This is a genomic window from Bradyrhizobium sp. CCBAU 45389, assembly GCF_028128625.1.
In the GTDB taxonomy this organism is placed as follows: domain Bacteria; phylum Pseudomonadota; class Alphaproteobacteria; order Rhizobiales; family Xanthobacteraceae; genus Bradyrhizobium; species Bradyrhizobium liaoningense_B.
In genome coordinates this window covers 464,490-480,438 of record NZ_LBIY01000098.1, presented here as the reverse complement: position 1 = coordinate 480,438, position 15,949 = coordinate 464,490, and the positions used below count along the sequence as shown (strand labels likewise).

Genomic DNA, 15,949 nt, shown 5'->3' with positions numbered 1-15,949 from the left:
GCGACTTTATGGCCGCGACGCCTCCGGCGCGTTGCCGGTCTTGGCAAGCTGTAAGCGGACGCACAGGCCTTTCGGCGTATTGTCGAGCAGCTCGAGGGTTCCATCATGCGCGGTCACGATCGACTGCGCGATCGAGAGGCCGAGGCCGAATCCGGTCGTCTCGTCCATGGTGCGGGCGTCCTCGCCGCGGACGAAGGGCTCCAGCATCGCCGCCTTCCTGTCGTCGGGAATGCCGGGTCCATCGTCGGACACGTCGATGACGAGATGATCCTCCGATATCGACAGCGCGACGTCGATCCTGGTTCCGAAGCGCGTTGCGTTCTGGACGAGGTTGGTGACCGCGCGGATGATCTCGTCCGGCCGCAGCACGAAGGCGGCGCGATCGGGGCCCGAATAAGTCACCGCATGGCCGCAATCGGAAAACTGCTCGCAGACCATCTGCAGCAGCGCCGCGACGTCCACCAGTGTCGGCTTCACCGGGCTTTCGCTGCGCAGCAGGGAAAGCACCGATTCCAGCATCGACTGCATCTGGTCGAGGTCGCGGACGGTCTGCGTGCGCTGCGCCGCATCCTCGATATATTCCGAGCGCAGCCGCAGCCGCGTGATCGGCGTGCGCAGGTCGTGGCTGATCGCCGCGAGCATGCGCGTCCTGTCGTTCATCAGCGCAGTGATGCGCTCGCGCATCCGATTCAGCGCTCTGGCCGCGGACCTGATCTCCTCCGGCCCATTCTCCGGCAGCGGCGGCGAGGTCCGGTTCAGGCTGAAGTTCTCCGCCGCGCGCGCGAAGGCCGACAGCGGCGAGGAAAGCGCGCGGCCGGCCCAGACGCCGAGCAGCGTGACGCTCGCCACCAGGAACAGCAGCGTCGAGGTCCAGAGGCCGCTGACGAAGGCCGGTATCTGGGGCGATCCCATCGTCGCTTCGAGCACGTCGTCTTTGGCGAGGTAGAACCAGACGCGATTATCTTCCGCGCCGGTGCCGCGAATGAGCTCGGCCCGGCCGCCGAGCGCGGACGGGATGGGCAGGGGTGTCCGCGCCGGCAGCGGCGTCACGGAAGTGGAAACACCGTCCCGCAATTGCAGCTTGAGCGCCGGAAAGGTCCGGCTGATGCTGTCGAGGACGAGAGTACGTTCCGCCTTGGGTGTGTTGGTGATGATCCGCGCGATCAGCTCGAACTGCTCGACGGGCGTGTCGGTCAGCAGCTTCGGCCGGTTGAGCAGGAAATACCCGGCGATCGAGAGGTGGATCAGGAGCAGTGAGACCAGGATCAGGGCGGCGATCTGGCCACTGATCCGCCTGAAGCTGAACAGCGCCAGGATGTCGGCGGCGCGGCTCATGCTTCCTCCACCCTTGGCGTGAAGATGTAGCCGCCGGTGCGGATGGTCTTGATCATCGACGTGTCTTCGGTGCGGTCGAGCTTGCGGCGGAGACGGCTGACCAGCACGTCGATGCTGCGGCCGAAACTTCCGCCGGGTCGGCCGCGCGTCATGTTCAAGAGGCTGTCACGGCCGAGAACACGGCCGGCGCGCTCGCAGAAGGCTTGCAGCAGGTCGAACTCGGCGCTGGTGAGCGGCACCTGCGCGCCTTCAGGATCGCGCAATTCACGCAGACGCAGATCGATGGTCCAGCCCTGGAACTTCAGCCGCGTCGTCGTGGAGGCCGCCGTGAGGCCGCTCGCGTGCCGGCGCAGCACCGCGTTGATCCGGGCGAGCAGCTCGCGCGGATTGAACGGCTTTGGCAGATAGTCGTCGGCGCCCATTTCGAGGCCTAGGATGCGGTCGAGATCCTCGCCTTTCGCGGTGAGAATGATGATCGGCGTCGCCGTTTCCATCCGCAGGCGGCGGCAGAGGCTGAGGCCGTCCTCGCCTGGAAGCATCAAATCGAGCACGATCAGGTCGGCGCGGTTTTGCGACAGGTGGCGGTCCATCTCCCTGCCGTTGGTGACGGCGCTGACCGCGAACGCGTGCTCGCGCAGATAACGCGAGATGAGGTCGCGGGTCGGCTGGTCGTCTTCGACGATCAGGATGTTTGGCGTGCCGTTGGTCATGGTTGAGATCGCATCGGGGGCGCCGATCGTTGGTCGATTTGCGGACGATTGTCTCGTCCGAAGAACTACGGTCATGGTGCAATCCTACGGTCAGTCACGGCTCAGCGCCACCACGGGGTCGAGGAAGGCGGCACGGCGGGCGGGGAAGAAGCCGAACGCGATCCCGATTCCGGTCGAGGTCAGGAACGCCGCGCCGATCGAGAATGCGGAATAGCTGACCTGGAAGCCGGGCACCGCGACGTTGATGGCGACGCCGAGCAGGACCGCGATCAGGATGCCGGCGATGCCGCCGATCGACGAGATCAGGGTCGCCTCCACCAGGAATTGCTGCAGGATGTCGCTGCGCCTCGCGCCGACCGCCATGCGCACGCCGATCTCGCTGATCCGCTCGGAGACGGACACCAGCATGATGTTCATGACGCCGATGCCGCCGACCACCAGCGAGATCACCGCGATCGCGGCGACCAGGAACGCCAGCGTCTGCGTCGTGCTGGTGATGGTGCGGCGGATGTCGTCGGTGTTGAGGATGACGAAGTCGCGGGTGTTGTGCCGCTGCGTCAGGAGCGTGGTCACCGCGTCCTGCGCCAGATTGGTCGAGATCTCGTCGCTGATCCGCAAGAGGATGCTGCGCAGCGCCCGGTCGCCGGTGAACTGCGCCTGCACGGTGGTGTAGGGCAGGTACACCGCCAAATTCTGATTCGAGCCGAAGCCGCCCTGCTGCTGGGCGATCACGCCTACGATGCGGCACGGCACCTTGCCGAGCCAGATCACGCGGCCGATGCCGGAGGTCTGGTCGTCGGCGAAGAAGGTTTTTCTGGTGTTGTCGTCGATGACGGCCTGCCTCTCGATGTTGCGGACGGCGTCCGCGTCGAACAGGCGGCCCTTCGCCAGCTTGGCGCCCTTGACCAGGAAATAGCTCTCGCCGACGCCGTTCACGAGCACGTTGGATTCATTGCCGCGATAGCGCACCGTGGTGCTGGTCGACACCGTCGGGGTGACGCCGGCGATGAAACCCTGCCGGTCGAGCGCGCGGGCATCGTCGAGCACCAGCGTCTTGATCTTGCCGGCGCGGGCATCGCCGAAATCCTTGCCCGGAAACACCTCGATGGTGTTGGTGCCGAGGCTGGAAATGTCCGAAAGCACCTTGCGCTGCGAGGCGTTGCCGAGCGCCACCACGGACGATACCGCGGCGATGCCGATGATGATGCCGAGCATGGTCAGGAACGCGCGCAGCCGGTGCGCGGCCATCGCCACCAATGCCATGCGCGATGCTTCCCGCAGGCGTCCCAGCGCGCCGGTCCAGCCGGCACCGCTGTCCCATGCCGTGCGGGCGACCGGCTCCGATGCGCCCGCGGTCTCCGTACGGCGATCGGCAACGATCCTGCCGTCGCGCAGCTCGATGATGCGCTCGGCTTGCGCGGCCACATCGGCATCGTGGGTGACGATGATGATCGTCCGTCCCTCGCGGTGCAGCTCCTTCAGGGTCTTCAGCACCTCCTCGCCGCTGCGCCGGTCGAGCGCGCCGGTGGGCTCGTCCGCCAGGATCACTTCGGCGCCATTGATCAGCGCCCGCGCGATCGAGACGCGCTGCTGCTGCCCGCCGGAGAGCTGGTTCGGGCGATGGCCGCCTCTTGTCCCGACGCCGAGTCGCTCGAGCAGCGCGTTCGCGCGCATCCGGCGCTCGCGTGCATTGATGCCGGCATAGACGGCGGGGATCTCGACATTCGCGGCGGCGGTGAGATCGCCGAGCAGATTGTAGCGCTGGAAGATGAAGCCGAAATGCTCGCGGCGCAGCGCCGCCAGCGCGTCGGCATCGAGCTCGGAGACGTTCCTGCCGGCGACGCGATAGGCGCCCGACGTCGGGCGGTCGAGGCAGCCGAGGATGTTGAGCAGCGTCGATTTGCCCGACCCGGACTGACCGATGATCGCGACCATCTCGCCGGGCTGGATGCTCAGCGAGAAATCGTCGAGCGCCACCACTGTGGTGTCGCCGGCGGCGAACTCGCGGCGGACATTCTGGAGATCGATGATCGGATCGGTCATGTCAGGGACCTCCGCCGCCGGGCGGGCCGCCCGGCATGCCGCGCGATGCGGTCTGCTCGCTGGCCTCGCCCGTCACGACCCGTTCGCCCTCGTCGAGGCCGGATCTGATCTCGACGGTGGTGCGGTCGTTGAGGCCGGTCTTGACCTCGCGCTCGCGAACGTCGCCCGACGTGCCGAGCGTGCGCACCGTGCTGCGCCCGTCGGATTTCCGCATCACGGCGAGCGCCGGGATGACCTTCACCCGCTTGGCCTCGCCGGTGATGATGTGCACCTCAGCGGTCATGTAGGTTCGGAGCGCATAGTCCTTGTTCGGAACGTTGAAGACGCCGATGTAGTAGATCGCCGTGCTGGTCGAGCTCGACGTGCTCGAGCTTGAGCTCGAGGTCGTGGTGGTCGAGGAGAAGCTGGCGTCGTTCTTGATCGATTCGGGCGCTGGCTCGATCTGTTCCAGCCGGGCCTCGTAACGGTGATCCTGGTCGCCGAGGATGGTGAAGTACAGCGATTGCCCCGGCCTGACCTTGACGATGTCGGCCTCGGAGATCTCGGCCCGCACCGTCATGGTCTCGAGCTGGCCGAGCACGACGATGGTCGGCGCGGACTGCACCGCGTTGACCGTCTGGCCCTCCTGCACAACGGTGGCGAGCACCGTGCCGTCGATCGGCGCGGTGATGCGGGTGTATTCCAGGTTCACCCGCGCCGTCTCGACACTGGCCTCGGCGCCGACGATCAGCGCCTCCAGCGCTGCGATCTGGGCGCGGGTCTGGCGCACGGTCGATTCCGCGCTGTCGAAATCGCTGCGCGAGGTCGCGCGCTGCGCCAGCGTCGCCTGCTGGCGCGCGAGGTTGGCCTCGGCCAGCACGAGGGCGGCCTCTTTCTCCACCTTCTGCGCGCGATAATTCTTCAGCGAGGCTTCCGAGTTGCGCAGATCGTTCTGTTTGGTGACGGGGTCGATCTGGGCGATGACGTCGCCGGCCTTGACCGTGTCGCCGACGCGCACGTTGAGCGCGGTGATCCGGCCGGACACCTGCGCGCCGACCGCGGTGAGCCGCGCGGGCTTCAGCGTGCCGCTCGCGAGCACCTCCTCGCGCAGATCGCTGACCGCGACCTGCGCGGTGATGTAGGATTGCGCCTTGCTCGATGTCCCCGGGGCCCGCGTCGCCAGCACCATGCCGGTCGCGACCACGGCAACCACCGCGGCGGCGATCTTCACGCGCTTGACGGTGATGATCTCGGTCACTTCTGCGCCTCCCGGACGTGAGGTCCCGTGTTGGTGTCCACGATGATCGGTGTCGACACGTCGACCGGATCGGACCAGCCGCCGCCGAGCGCCTTGGCCAGTGCGATGTAATCCTTGGCCGCCGACACCTTGCTCTGGATCAGCGAATCCTCGGCCGAATAGAGCGAGCGTTCGGCGTCGAGCACGTCGATGAAGCTGGCGCTGCCGGTCTCGAACAGCGATCGCGACAGCTTTGCGGCCTCGCGGTAGTTCTTCGCCGCTTCGGTCAGCTTGGTCGCGCGCACGCGCTCCTGTGACAGCGAGACCAGGGCGTTCTCGACATCTTCGAGCGCGGTGAGCAGGGTCGAATGGAACGTCGCGAATGCCTGGTCGCGCTGCGCCTCCGCGATCCGGATGGTAGCGAGGCGCTTGCCCGCATCGAACACCGGCACCGTGACCGAGGGCCCGACCGACCAGCTCACGCTGGAATATTTGGCGAGATCGCCGGCGCGCAACGCAGATGTGCCGACCGAGCCGGTCAACGACACCGCCGGGTAGCGGTCGGCTTCGGCCGCGCCGATCTTGGCGGTCGCCTGCGCCAGCTTGCGTTCGGCGCTGGCAACGTCCGGACGGCTCATCAGAAGATCGGCGGGCAGGCCCGTCGGCAGCGGCATGCGCGGTGCCGGCAAGGGTGCGGACTTCGCCATCAGTGCGGCGACGCCATCGGGCGGCCGTCCGAGCAGGATTCCAAGCCGATGGATGTCGGCCGCGAGCGCGGCCTGGTAGGTCGGAACGTTGGCTTCGGTGCTCGCGGCCTGTGCGGTGGCCTTGGCGAGATCGACGGCGTTGCCGCTGCCGGCCTCGTATTTGCTGCGGGTGAGTTTTTCGGTGTCGCGTTGCGAGACCGCGGTGCGCTGCGCCAGCGCGATCCGGGCCTGATAGCCGCGTGCCTCGACGTAATAGGCGGCAACGTCGCCGATCAGGGTGACGAGGCTGTCGCGCAAGTCCTCCTCGGCCGATTGCGCGCCGCGCACCGCCGCTTCGATGCTGCGCTGTGTGCCGCCGAACAGGTCGAGCTCCCAGCTCGAATCGAAGCTCGCCTGGTGCAGCGCGTAGGGTGCGCTGTCGACGACGGCTGATGCGGAGCCCGAGCTCGCCTTGTTGTCGGTCGCCGAGGCCGAGCCGCTGACGGACGGGAACAGGCCGGCGCTGGTCTGCTGCACCGTGGCCCGCGCTTCGCGCACCACCGCTTTTGCTTTTGCTACATCGGGATTGGCCTCGACGGCCTGTTCGATCAGCCGGTTGAGCAAGGGATCGCGCAGGCGAAGCCACCAGCGATCGAGCGTGCCTCTGCCGCGCCGCGCAGTGTTGCCGCTCCAGTGCGACGGCAGCTCCAACCGGGGCGGCCCTGCATAGTCCGGGCCCACGGCACAGCCGGCCAATGAGCCGATCAGCGCCAGCGCGAGGCACGCCGATCCGGCACGGGAAAGGATTTTGCGCAGCGGGCGGGGCGTCGGATGACGGTTCTCCTTTGCGGAAGGCGCGGGGATTTCGACGGACGAGTGTGACGGCATCAAATCGGCTGAAGTTCACTGGCCTCGCCTCGAAAGGAGGAGGGCGCTCATGGCCCTCGGAGAGGCAGGACGAGGCAGGAACCACTAGCCTAGGGATCGTGGCCTTTCGGCAGCCCGAATGTTGCTGAATGTAAACAGATGTTGCGCCGCATCTCGGCGCCGGCGGCGGGGAGCTCGTCGGGGCAACATCGGCCCTGTTTCGCGGCCGAGTCAAGCAGTCCCGGCAAAAATATTCCACTTTACCGAAATTCGGATTAGTCGTACATGTTGTCCGTCCCGGCTCACCTTGAGGGGCGATCATGAGGTCGTCATTGTCGCGAGCCGGGCTTGCGGTGGACGCGGCAGCGTCGGGCGCGAGAGCTTGAGGGCAGGGCGGATTGCTCTCCGTGAGCCCCAAGGCTTCGTGCGGACGAACGGCGCTGTCAGGTTCGTCTCGTCGTCAAGTTTCCGGCTCCGTCGACAGGGCTGGGAAAACTGCGGCGAAATGGCGGACCGTGCGTACGGCAAAACCGTGTGGTCCTGGCCGTCGTTGCTACGGTCAAACTCTTGCGGAGGCGGTGATCGCGTCAACCGGCGCGATGCCGGTGAATTTCGCTGGGGTGAGGGAGGCCAGAACGAACTCGGCTCCCGGGAGAGCGCGGCATAAGCCGTCCGACCATCGCGCAGGGAAGGCCGTGTGTTGGGCTTCACCTGTATGCTGCTGTGCGGTTCTTTTGCGCTACATTTTTGCGCAGCGGACCGCGGGTGCCAGCCGGCACCCGGCCTTCCCTGCGCCCTCTTGGACAAGAGGGTGGCGTGACGAAGCAAAGCTCGGGCGAAATCAGCCGCGAGGACGCAAAGGCGCGTCTGCGACGCCGTAGGATGGGTAGAACACTTGCGAAACCCATCATGCTTCGGCGAGGAGGATGCGCGTGATGGGTTTCGCTTCGCTCTACCCATCCTACGAATGCATGTCGGAGAACTGAGGTGCTGCCACACACTCCGTCATTGCGAGCGCAGCGAAGCAATCCAGAATCTTTCCGCGGCAGCAGTCTGGATTGCTTCGCTGCGCTCGCAATGACGAGATTGAGGAGGCTGCGTGCCACAAGTGCGGAATCGTAGGGTGGGCAAAGGCGCAAAGCGCCGTGCCCACCACTGATGATTGGTGGGCACGCTTCGCTTTGCCCACCCTACGGCACTTGCCGACTTCAGCTACCACCGGTAGCTCAACGTCCCGATCACCTGACGCCGTGCGCTGGCGTAGCAATAGCCGGACTGGCAAGTGTCATACTTCTTGTCGAACAGGTTGGTGGCATTCACGCGCATATAGGCGCCGCGGAAGCTGCGGTCGAGCTTGCCGAGATCGTAGTCGATCACGGCGTCGAACAACGTGACAGCGGCGTTCTCGAACGTATTCTGGTCGTTGCCGAAGTTCGCGCCGATATGGCGCACGCCCAGACCCAGTCCCAGCCCTTCCACCGGCATGCCAGACTGGAACGTGTACTTGCCGAATGCCGCGAACGAGTCTCTCGGAATGCCGGAATACTCGTTGCCGGTCGTATCGGTATTACCACGCGTGATCACAACGTTGAGGTGGGTGTAGGCCGCCGTGAGATCGAAGCCCGACTGGAGCGACAGCTTGGCCTCGAGCTCCACGCCCTTGGACTCGATCTGTCCAGTTGCGGCCTGGAATGCAACCGCACTGGGATCGGTGCGCAGAACATTGTCCTGCTTGATGTCGAACACGGCGCCGGTCAGGAGTACTGGCACATTCGGCATCTGATACTTGATACCCGCTTCGGTCTGCTCCCCGGTGGTCGGCTTGAACGTGGCACCCGTCACGTCGACCCCGGTTTGCGGGCTGAACGACGTCGCATAGCTGACATAGGGCGCAACACCATTGTCGAAGACATAGCTCAGGCCCGCGCGGCCGGTGAAGGCCGAAGGCTCCGAGGTCTGCGGCGTTCCGTCCAGCGTCGTCGTCGTGCTCTGCGAGACCCAGCTCTGGCGGCCGTTGAGTGTCAGGATGAATCCGCCGAGCCTGGCCTGCTCCTGCGCGTAGACTCCGATCTCGTTGGTCGACTGCTTGGTGAAGATCGAGAATGCCGGCGTGGCGATCGCCTGGGTGCCGTAGTTCATGGTCGCAAGATTGAGATCGGGCGCCGGCCCGTACCCGATCTTGTCGTCGTAACGGGAATTGCTGTAGTCGACGCCGAACAGGACGGTGTTCTTGACCGCACCGAGCATGAACTTGGCTTCGGCCTGGTTGTCGATGGTGGCGGTCTTGAAATTGTCGAGGATTCGCCAGGCCGAACGCGTCGCGGTCTGGGTCGCGAAGTCGAGACTATCGATCTGGGTATACTTCGCGTCGGTGTTGACCTGATAGAACCGGAAATTCTGCCGGACGGTCCAGGTGTCATTGACGTTGTGCTCGAACGCATAGCCGACGCGAAACTGCTTCTGGTCCATGGCGCTGAACGCCGGATCGTTCGAGTAGATGTTGGTCAGCTTGCCATCGGCCGTGCGCGCGTTGCCGATGCTCGCGGCGGTGCGGCTGGTCTGATATTCCCCGAGGATCGTGAACGTCGTATCGAGGTCCGGCTTCCAGGTCAGGGCAGGGGCGATATAGGCGCGGTCGTCGTCGTTGCCGGGAAACCAGGTTTTGGCGTCGCGCAGCAAGCCCGTCAGCCGGTAATACAATTGGTCGCTGCCGGGGACCGGTCCGCCGACGTCGAAGGCGCCCTGGTAGCGATCGTAATTGCCGGCCTGCAATTGCACCTCGCCGAACGCCGTCTGCGGCGGCCGCTTCGTCGTGACGTCGACGATGCCGCCGGGGGAGCCGAGCCCGTAGAGCCCGGACGCCGGCCCGCGGAGGATCGACACGCTCTCCAGCCCATAGGGCTCGATCTTGGGAATGGCGAAATTGCCGCCGCCCTGACGCAGGCCGTCGCGATAGATGCCTGTATAGGTCACGTCGAAGCCGCGGATGGAAAAGGCGTCGAAGCGCGGATCGTAACCGAACGCCGTGGTCGTGACGCCGGGCGTGTAGTTGACGGCGTCCTTCAGCGTCTGGACGTTACGATCCTCGAGCTCCTTCTTCGTCACGACCGAGAGGGATTGCGGCGTCTCGATCAACGGCGTGTTGGTCTTGGTGCCCGCAGTGCCGCTGGTCGCGACGTAACCTGTCGTCGCACCAGCCGCGCCTCCAGCCGCCTGCGGTGCGCGATTCTGATTGGCTGCCAAATTGCCCCGGCGATTCGCCGTGGCTGCGCGTTGCGACCGCGTGCGCTGATTGGACGCGGCGCTGCTGCTGCGCGCCTTCGGCGCGCTCGGCGCTTCGACGGTGACTGGCGGCAGGTTGCTGTTCTGGGCCTGCGCCTGGGAGGCCAGAATTTCAACAGATGCGAATACGACCGAACCGAACATCGTGGCGTTGATCGCAGCTGCGCTTCCAAACCAACGATGTTTCCTCTCCGACAAAGCAACGCCCACCGATGATGATCCCCAATTTCGCCGAACTGATATCGATCGAACGCGCGCAACTGCATGCTGGCGCACGTCGAACGATGCGGACTTCTATTGGTGACACGATCGGAATTCCACACGCGCAAAATAGAATTGCTTGAAGCTGCGATGAGCGAATTTGGAATGGTTCAAGATGAGTGTGGAGAACATCAAGCCGCGTGCGGCAGATGCGCACACGCGGACATCATATCCGCTGGCGCGCGATTGCCAGCTTACGAGCGGCGGAATATCAGGGTATGCGACAGCACAGTACCCATCGTCTCGCTGGGCGAGACGATGGGCAGAGTCTCCGCAAGCCGGTCACCACGAGATCGGGATTCTCTGCACGAACCCGCCCAGATCCGAGTCGGGGCTGAGTGGCTGGCGATCGAGCGGCCGGTTGTTGTTCTCGCGCGCGAACGTGGTGCCGGGCGGCAAGGCATAGTCGCTGAACTTGCGCTCGCCGGGGAGCAGCTCGGTCCCTCCATCCAGCCAGGACCGCTTGCTGACATAGATGCGCGTGTGCGGACCGGACTGATAGGACCGGTTGGGGCCGTGCGGCCCGTACTCATAGACCGTATTTTGCGTCGTCTGTTGTCGATCGCGCTTGCCGGTGGTCGCGGCGTGAGCGGCCAAGGTCGAGGCGAGGAAGGCGACCAGCACCGTTCTGGTCATGAGAAGCGTGTTCATCGACGAATACCCATGCGAGTTCCTGATGTCGCCGCCTCTCGCACCGGCTTAAGTCTCTGTAAAGAATCCGGGCGTTGCGCGATGTTGCTGAAGGCCTGCATGGGCAAGCCGTGTTCGCAGCGGGCTCGATGCCGTTCAGTCACCGCGGCCGGCACGCCCGATCGTCATGGCTGCTACGATTGCGTGCCGATCCGCCAATCAAATTGAACGACCAGAAACAATGCAGCAATCACAAAGCCACACCGCGGCCACAGCCGTCTCGTTTCAGAGCAGGCTAGGTGCTCTTGAGGTGTGGAATGTCGTTTTTGCGGCCCTGGCTGATCGCGGTGGTGATGTGCGGTGTATCGATTGCGAGTTCAGTCCCTGTCGCGCTGCTGCCGCAGCCGGCGGCTGCGCAGGCGGTGGAGACGATCGTCGTCGAGGGCAATCGCCGCGTCGAGGCCGAAACCGTGCGCTCCTACTTCAGGCCCGGGCCGGGCGGGCGTCTGGATCAACCGGCGATCGATGAAGGTCTCAAGGCGTTGATCGCGACAGGCTTATTCCAGGACGTGAAGATCAACCAGGCTGGCGGCCGAATCGTCGTGTCGGTGGTCGAGAATTCCGTGATCGGGCGCATCGCCTTCGAGGGCAACAAGAAGATCAAGGACGAGCAGCTCTCGGCCGAGATCCAGTCCAAGCCGCGGGGGACCTTCTCGCGGGCGCTGGTGCAGTCCGACACGCTGCGAATCGCCGAGATCTATCGCCGCTCCGGCCGCTACGACGTGCGCGTCACACCCGAGATCATCGAGCAGCCGAGCAACCGCGTCGATCTCATCTTCACGGTCGTCGAGGGGGCCAAGACCGGCGTGAAGTCGGTCGAGTTCATCGGCAACAGCACTTACTCGGCCGCGCGCCTGCGCGACGTGATCAAGACGCATGAGAGCAATCTGCTCAGCTTCCTCGGCAACAACGACATCTACGACCCCGACCGCATCGAGGCCGATCGCGACCTCATCCGCCGCTTCTACCTCAAGAACGGCTTCGCTGATGCCCAGGTCGTGGCCGCGCTCACCGAATACGATCCGGAGAAGAAGGGCTTCAACGTCACCTTCAAGATCGAGGAGGGCCAGCAGTATCGCGTCGGTTCGGTCGATTTCCGCTCCAGCATCGCCAATTTCGACGCGACCTCGATGCGCTCCTATTCGCGCGTCGGTGTCGGTTCGCTCTACAACGTAGAATCGGTCGAGAAGTCGACCGAGGAGATGCAGATCGAGGCCTCTCGTCGCGGCTACGCCTTCGCCGTGGTGCGGCCGAGCGGTGACCGCAACTTCGAGGCGCACACCGTGTCCGTCGTGTTCAACATCGACGAGGGCCCGCGCACCTATATCGAGCGCATCAATCTGCGTGGCAACACCCGCACGCGGGACTACGTCATCCGCCGCGAGTTCGACATCTCGGAAGGCGATGCCTACAACCGCGCGCTGGTCGACCGTGCCGAGCGGCGCCTGAAGAACCTGGACTATTTCAAGAGCGTCAAGATCGTCACCGAGCCGGGCTCCTCCAGCGACCGCGTCGTTCTGATCGTCGACATGGAGGAGAAGTCGACCGGCGACTTCTCAATCTCCGGCGGCTATTCCACGAGCGACGGCGCGCTGGCAGAGGTCTCGGTCTCCGAGCGCAACCTGCTCGGCAAGGGCCTCTACGCCAAGGCGTCCGTCAGCTACGGCCAGTACTCGCGCGGCATCTCGCTGTCTTTCGTCGAGCCCTATCTGCTCGACTACCGGATGGCGCTCGGGTTCGACACTTATTGGAAGCAGCAGAAGTCGAACAGCTATACGAGCTATGGCGTGACGACGCTGGGCTTCTCTCCCCGCATCGGCCTCGCATTGCGCGAGGATCTCTCGCTCCAGCTCCGCTACTCGCTCTATCAGCAAAGCATCACGCTCGCGAGCGCCTACAATAACTGCAACAACAACGCGTCGAATACCTCGCTCGCCTACAACCCGACGCCGGCCTACATCAAGAATGTCCTGGGCGGCGTGGACCCGACCAATGCCACGGATTCCGGCGTCTATGGCTATGGCTGCTACGGCGACGGCGAGTCGAGCCTGCCGGTCCGGAAAGAACTGGCGAACGGCGCGACCTGGACGTCGGCGCTCGGCTACACGCTGAACTACAACACGCTCGACAACACCAAGAACCCCACGGACGGATTGCTGGTCGACTTCCGCCAGGATTTCGCCGGTGTCGGCGGCGACGTCACCTATCTCAAGACCGCGGTGGATACCAAGTACTACACGCCGCTGGTGTCCGAGATCGTCAACGTGATCCACCTGCAGGGCGGCATCCTCAACAAGATCGGCAACAACGATCTGCGCATGCTCGATCACTTCCAGATGGGCCCGAACCTCGTGCGCGGCTTCGCCTCCAACGGCATCGGCCCGCGCGACATCACCTACTACAATTACGGCGCGAGCGGTGATGCGCTCGGCGGCACGAAATACTGGGGCGCGTCCATGGAATTGCAGATGCCGTTCTGGTTCCTGCCGAAGGAGGTCGGCCTGAAGGGCGCGGTCTACGCCGACGCCGGTTCGCTCTGGGGCTATCAGGGGCCGACGTCGTGGACGGCCACGGGCGAGGTCAACACCAAGGCCTGTCCGACCTGCGGACTGCAATATGATGACGGCAACGTGGTGCGCTCCTCGGTCGGCGTCGGCCTGATCTGGGCCTCGCCGTTCGGACCCCTGCGCTTCGACTACGCTGTGCCGATCACGAAGGGCAAATACGACATGGTCCAGGAGTTCAGGTTCGGAGGGGGCACCTCGTTCTAGCGCTGCGCGCCGGCCGCGGAAAGTTCCCGCATCTGTCGTGCATTTGTGAAAATCTGTGATGAGCCTCCCGTGCGCCTGCGTGGACAGTCGTTGCCGGATGTCCGATAATACGCCGTGGAAACTGCGGGACGCTGTGGCCTGCACTTGGACTGCCACAGAAGGGCTGACCGATGACACAGGCAGGCGCCTACGGACAGAGGCTCGGGCATTTCCTGCGCTTGAAGGATGCGCCGCCCGCGCTGGTGGCGCGGTCGCTGCACAGCGCCGAGCTCGCCGTTACCGAGACGCGGAATGACCGCCCGGTGCCTGGTCTGTCCGGCTCGCTGGCGGCTGAAGACGCCTTTCTCGTCAGCCTGAAGCTTCACGATTATCCTGACTGCGAGCTCTGGGAGCGCGGCAAATCCATCATGAAGGCGGACGTCCGCGCCGGCACAACCTACCTCTATGACCTCAAGCACGATCCGCGCTACGTCATCGACAAGCCGTTCCACTCGCTGTTCTTCTATATTCCACGCTCGGCGCTCGACGGCATCGCCCGCCAGAGCAATGCGCCGCGGGTCGACCAGCTCGACTGCCAGGTCGGTGTTGGCCATGACGATGCAATCGTCCGCCACATCGGCGCATCGCTGCAGGAAGGGCTGCGTCGGCCGGACGAGGCCAACCAGCTCTTCGTCGATCACATGATGCTCGCGCTGACCGCTCATGTCGCCCGGACCTATGGCGGACTTCAGCGCCCGGCCGGACTTGCGCGCGGAGGGCTCGCGCCGTGGCAGGCGAAACGCGCCTGCGAGCGGCTCGAATCGGACCTCGGCGGCAAGCTTTCGCTGGAGAAGATTGCGGCCGAGCTCGATCTGTCGGTCAGCCATTTCTCGCGCGCATTTCGAATCTCCGTCGGCATGCCGCCGCACCAATGGCTGCTGCATCAGCGCGTCAAGGCGGCCAAGCAGTTGATGGGCGTCCGCGACTTGCCGCTGTCGGAGATCGCGATCTCGGCTGGCTTCGCCAACCAGAGCCACTTCACGCGCGTGTTCTCGGCGATCACCGGCGTCAGCCCCGCAGCCTGGCGCCGCGAGGCGCTTGGCGCTTCCAGCGAGACGTGAGGCGCAGCGCTCAGCGCCGTTTCGCGAGAGAGATGGTGTAGGCCGCGCGCCGCGCCGCAAAGATCTCGTCCGGCGGGTGGCCGATGCCGTCGGCGAGGTTGGCCGGATTGAAGATGGAGCCGTCGCAGGCCTGATCCGGTTCGAAGCCTGTGATCACGATCGTGCCGAGCCGCACTTCCTCGCGATGATCCTCATCCGGCCAGCGCATGGTCACGTCCATTGTGGGATCGCCGGGTCGATCGAGCAGCGCCATGACGTTGAAGCGGACATGGCCGCCAGCGATCCGGCCGCCCAGATCGTCGCGCAGGAAATCGGCCGGCTTCGTCCTGGCCTCCTCGGCGCTCAGCGCGATCTCGCCGCGGGCCGGGACCACCTTGAACTTGATGAATCGCGTCTCATTCTCCGCATTGGTCGCTGGAAAGGAGTGCACGCCCCAATAGGTCGTGCCGGCAAGGCTGCCGGGCAGCGGACGCGCGGCAATGTAGCTCGCCTGGTTGAGCGTCTCCGGATTGGCCGCCGAGAACGCCTCGACCTTGGCCATATCCGGCTTGCCATCCGGCCCCGGCATGCGCGCCTCGAGGAAGGCCAGCATCTGGTCGAGCGTTCGCGCAAAATGCACGGGTGCGCTCTCCACCAGGATATCCGAGCGGTGATCGTCGTCGCCGAGCTTGAAGCTGAAGCCACGCAGCACCAGATTGTTGGTGTCAGCGACGGCAGGGTTGCCGCCGCCGACCGAGAAGCGTGCCAGCACGCGCGATGGTTTGGTAAAACTCTGAGATCTCGTGACTTCGCCCGCGCGGTCCGACGGCGTGTAGGTGCCGCGAACGCACCAGCCCTTGGCAAAGCTGGCGCGGACCTTCGGCGGATTGCCGGCGACCGCCTTCAGGGCTTCGACGATCGAAACAGGCGTCGCGGCGGAGACATCGGGCATGTAAACCTTCTCGCGTGGGGCGGGCAGGCTAGGTGTTGTGCGAACCAGCGTCTTGCC

Annotated in this window: 11 protein-coding genes; 3 read left to right on the top strand and 8 right to left on the bottom strand. The window is 64.9% G+C overall.

Annotated features, from left to right (window positions below; translation table 11 throughout):
* Positions 1 to 6 precede the first annotated feature (6 nt).
* The 6 genes from XH79_RS38280 to XH79_RS38255 all read right to left on the bottom strand — a co-directional run bounded on the left by XH79_RS38280 (position 7) and on the right by XH79_RS38255 (position 10,100).
* On the bottom strand, positions 7 to 1,335 hold the full coding sequence (locus tag XH79_RS38280; protein WP_271585039.1) for an ATP-binding protein: 1,329 nt from the start codon (positions 1,333 to 1,335) through the stop codon (positions 7 to 9).
* Positions 1,332 to 2,045, bottom strand: a complete 714-nt coding sequence (locus tag XH79_RS38275; protein WP_271585038.1) for a response regulator — start codon at positions 2,043 to 2,045, stop codon at positions 1,332 to 1,334. The genes XH79_RS38280 and XH79_RS38275 overlap by 4 nt, the downstream gene beginning before the upstream one ends.
* A 90-nt stretch (positions 2,046 to 2,135) precedes the next feature.
* The gene (locus tag XH79_RS38270; protein WP_271585037.1) at positions 2,136 to 4,088 is read right to left on the bottom strand and encodes a MacB family efflux pump subunit; all 1,953 of its coding nucleotides are present in this window, start codon (positions 4,086 to 4,088) and stop codon (positions 2,136 to 2,138) included.
* 1 nt (position 4,089) lies between these two features.
* Positions 4,090 to 5,325, bottom strand: coding sequence for an efflux RND transporter periplasmic adaptor subunit (locus XH79_RS38265; RefSeq protein WP_271585036.1), 1,236 nt, complete (start codon positions 5,323 to 5,325; stop codon positions 4,090 to 4,092).
* Complete coding sequence (locus XH79_RS38260) at positions 5,322 to 6,878, bottom strand: efflux transporter outer membrane subunit (RefSeq protein ID WP_271585035.1); 1,557 nt, start codon at positions 6,876 to 6,878, stop codon at positions 5,322 to 5,324. The genes XH79_RS38265 and XH79_RS38260 overlap by 4 nt, the downstream gene beginning before the upstream one ends.
* A gap of 1,191 nt (positions 6,879 to 8,069) precedes the next feature.
* Positions 8,070 to 10,100: a TonB-dependent siderophore receptor gene (locus XH79_RS38255; RefSeq protein ID WP_271585034.1), complete on the bottom strand. Its 2,031-nt coding sequence runs from the start codon at positions 10,098 to 10,100 to the stop codon at positions 8,070 to 8,072.
* Between the two features lie 49 nt (positions 10,101 to 10,149).
* On the opposite strand from XH79_RS38255, the gene XH79_RS38250 reads away from it, so the two are divergent.
* On the top strand, positions 10,150 to 10,443 hold the full coding sequence (locus XH79_RS38250) for a hypothetical protein (RefSeq protein ID WP_271585033.1): 294 nt from the start codon (positions 10,150 to 10,152) through the stop codon (positions 10,441 to 10,443).
* Between the two features lie 239 nt (positions 10,444 to 10,682).
* On the opposite strand, the gene XH79_RS38245 is transcribed toward XH79_RS38250, so the two are convergent.
* The gene (locus tag XH79_RS38245; protein ID WP_271585032.1) at positions 10,683 to 11,051 is read right to left on the bottom strand and encodes a hypothetical protein; all 369 of its coding nucleotides are present in this window, start codon (positions 11,049 to 11,051) and stop codon (positions 10,683 to 10,685) included.
* 296 nt (positions 11,052 to 11,347) lie between these two features.
* Between XH79_RS38245 and bamA the strand changes: the two genes are divergently transcribed.
* Both bamA and XH79_RS38235 read left to right on the top strand, forming a co-directional pair.
* Positions 11,348 to 13,861 carry an outer membrane protein assembly factor BamA gene (gene bamA / locus XH79_RS38240; protein ID WP_271585031.1) on the top strand — a complete coding sequence of 838 codons (2,514 nt, stop codon included), beginning with the start codon at positions 11,348 to 11,350 and terminating at the stop codon, positions 13,859 to 13,861.
* A 170-nt stretch (positions 13,862 to 14,031) separates the two neighbouring features.
* Complete coding sequence (locus XH79_RS38235) at positions 14,032 to 14,961, top strand: helix-turn-helix domain-containing protein (RefSeq protein ID WP_271585030.1); 930 nt, start codon at positions 14,032 to 14,034, stop codon at positions 14,959 to 14,961.
* Positions 14,962 to 14,971: 10 nt separating this feature from the next.
* Here XH79_RS38235 and XH79_RS38230 read toward each other — a convergent pair whose 3' ends face one another.
* Positions 14,972 to 15,892, bottom strand: a complete 921-nt coding sequence (locus XH79_RS38230) for a catalase family peroxidase (RefSeq protein WP_212337962.1) — start codon at positions 15,890 to 15,892, stop codon at positions 14,972 to 14,974.
* Positions 15,893 to 15,949 lie beyond the last annotated feature (57 nt).

What these genes read in the sequence shown, in the direction of transcription:
- XH79_RS38235 (WP_271585030.1), top strand. Translation starts at nt 14,032, where the DNA reads ATGACACAGGCAGGCGCCTACGGACAGAGGCTCGGGCATTTCCTGCGC.
- XH79_RS38230 (WP_212337962.1), bottom strand. Translation starts at nt 15,892, where the DNA reads ATGCCCGATGTCTCCGCCGCGACGCCTGTTTCGATCGTCGAAGCCCTG.
- XH79_RS38260 (WP_271585035.1), bottom strand. Translation starts at nt 6,878, where the DNA reads ATGCCGTCACACTCGTCCGTCGAAATCCCCGCGCCTTCCGCAAAGGAG.
- XH79_RS38275 (WP_271585038.1), bottom strand. Translation starts at nt 2,045, where the DNA reads ATGACCAACGGCACGCCAAACATCCTGATCGTCGAAGACGACCAGCCG.
- XH79_RS38270 (WP_271585037.1), bottom strand. Translation starts at nt 4,088, where the DNA reads ATGACCGATCCGATCATCGATCTCCAGAATGTCCGCCGCGAGTTCGCC.
- bamA (WP_271585031.1), top strand. Translation starts at nt 11,348, where the DNA reads ATGTCGTTTTTGCGGCCCTGGCTGATCGCGGTGGTGATGTGCGGTGTA.
- XH79_RS38245 (WP_271585032.1), bottom strand. Translation starts at nt 11,051, where the DNA reads ATGAACACGCTTCTCATGACCAGAACGGTGCTGGTCGCCTTCCTCGCC.
- XH79_RS38280 (WP_271585039.1), bottom strand. Translation starts at nt 1,335, where the DNA reads ATGAGCCGCGCCGCCGACATCCTGGCGCTGTTCAGCTTCAGGCGGATC.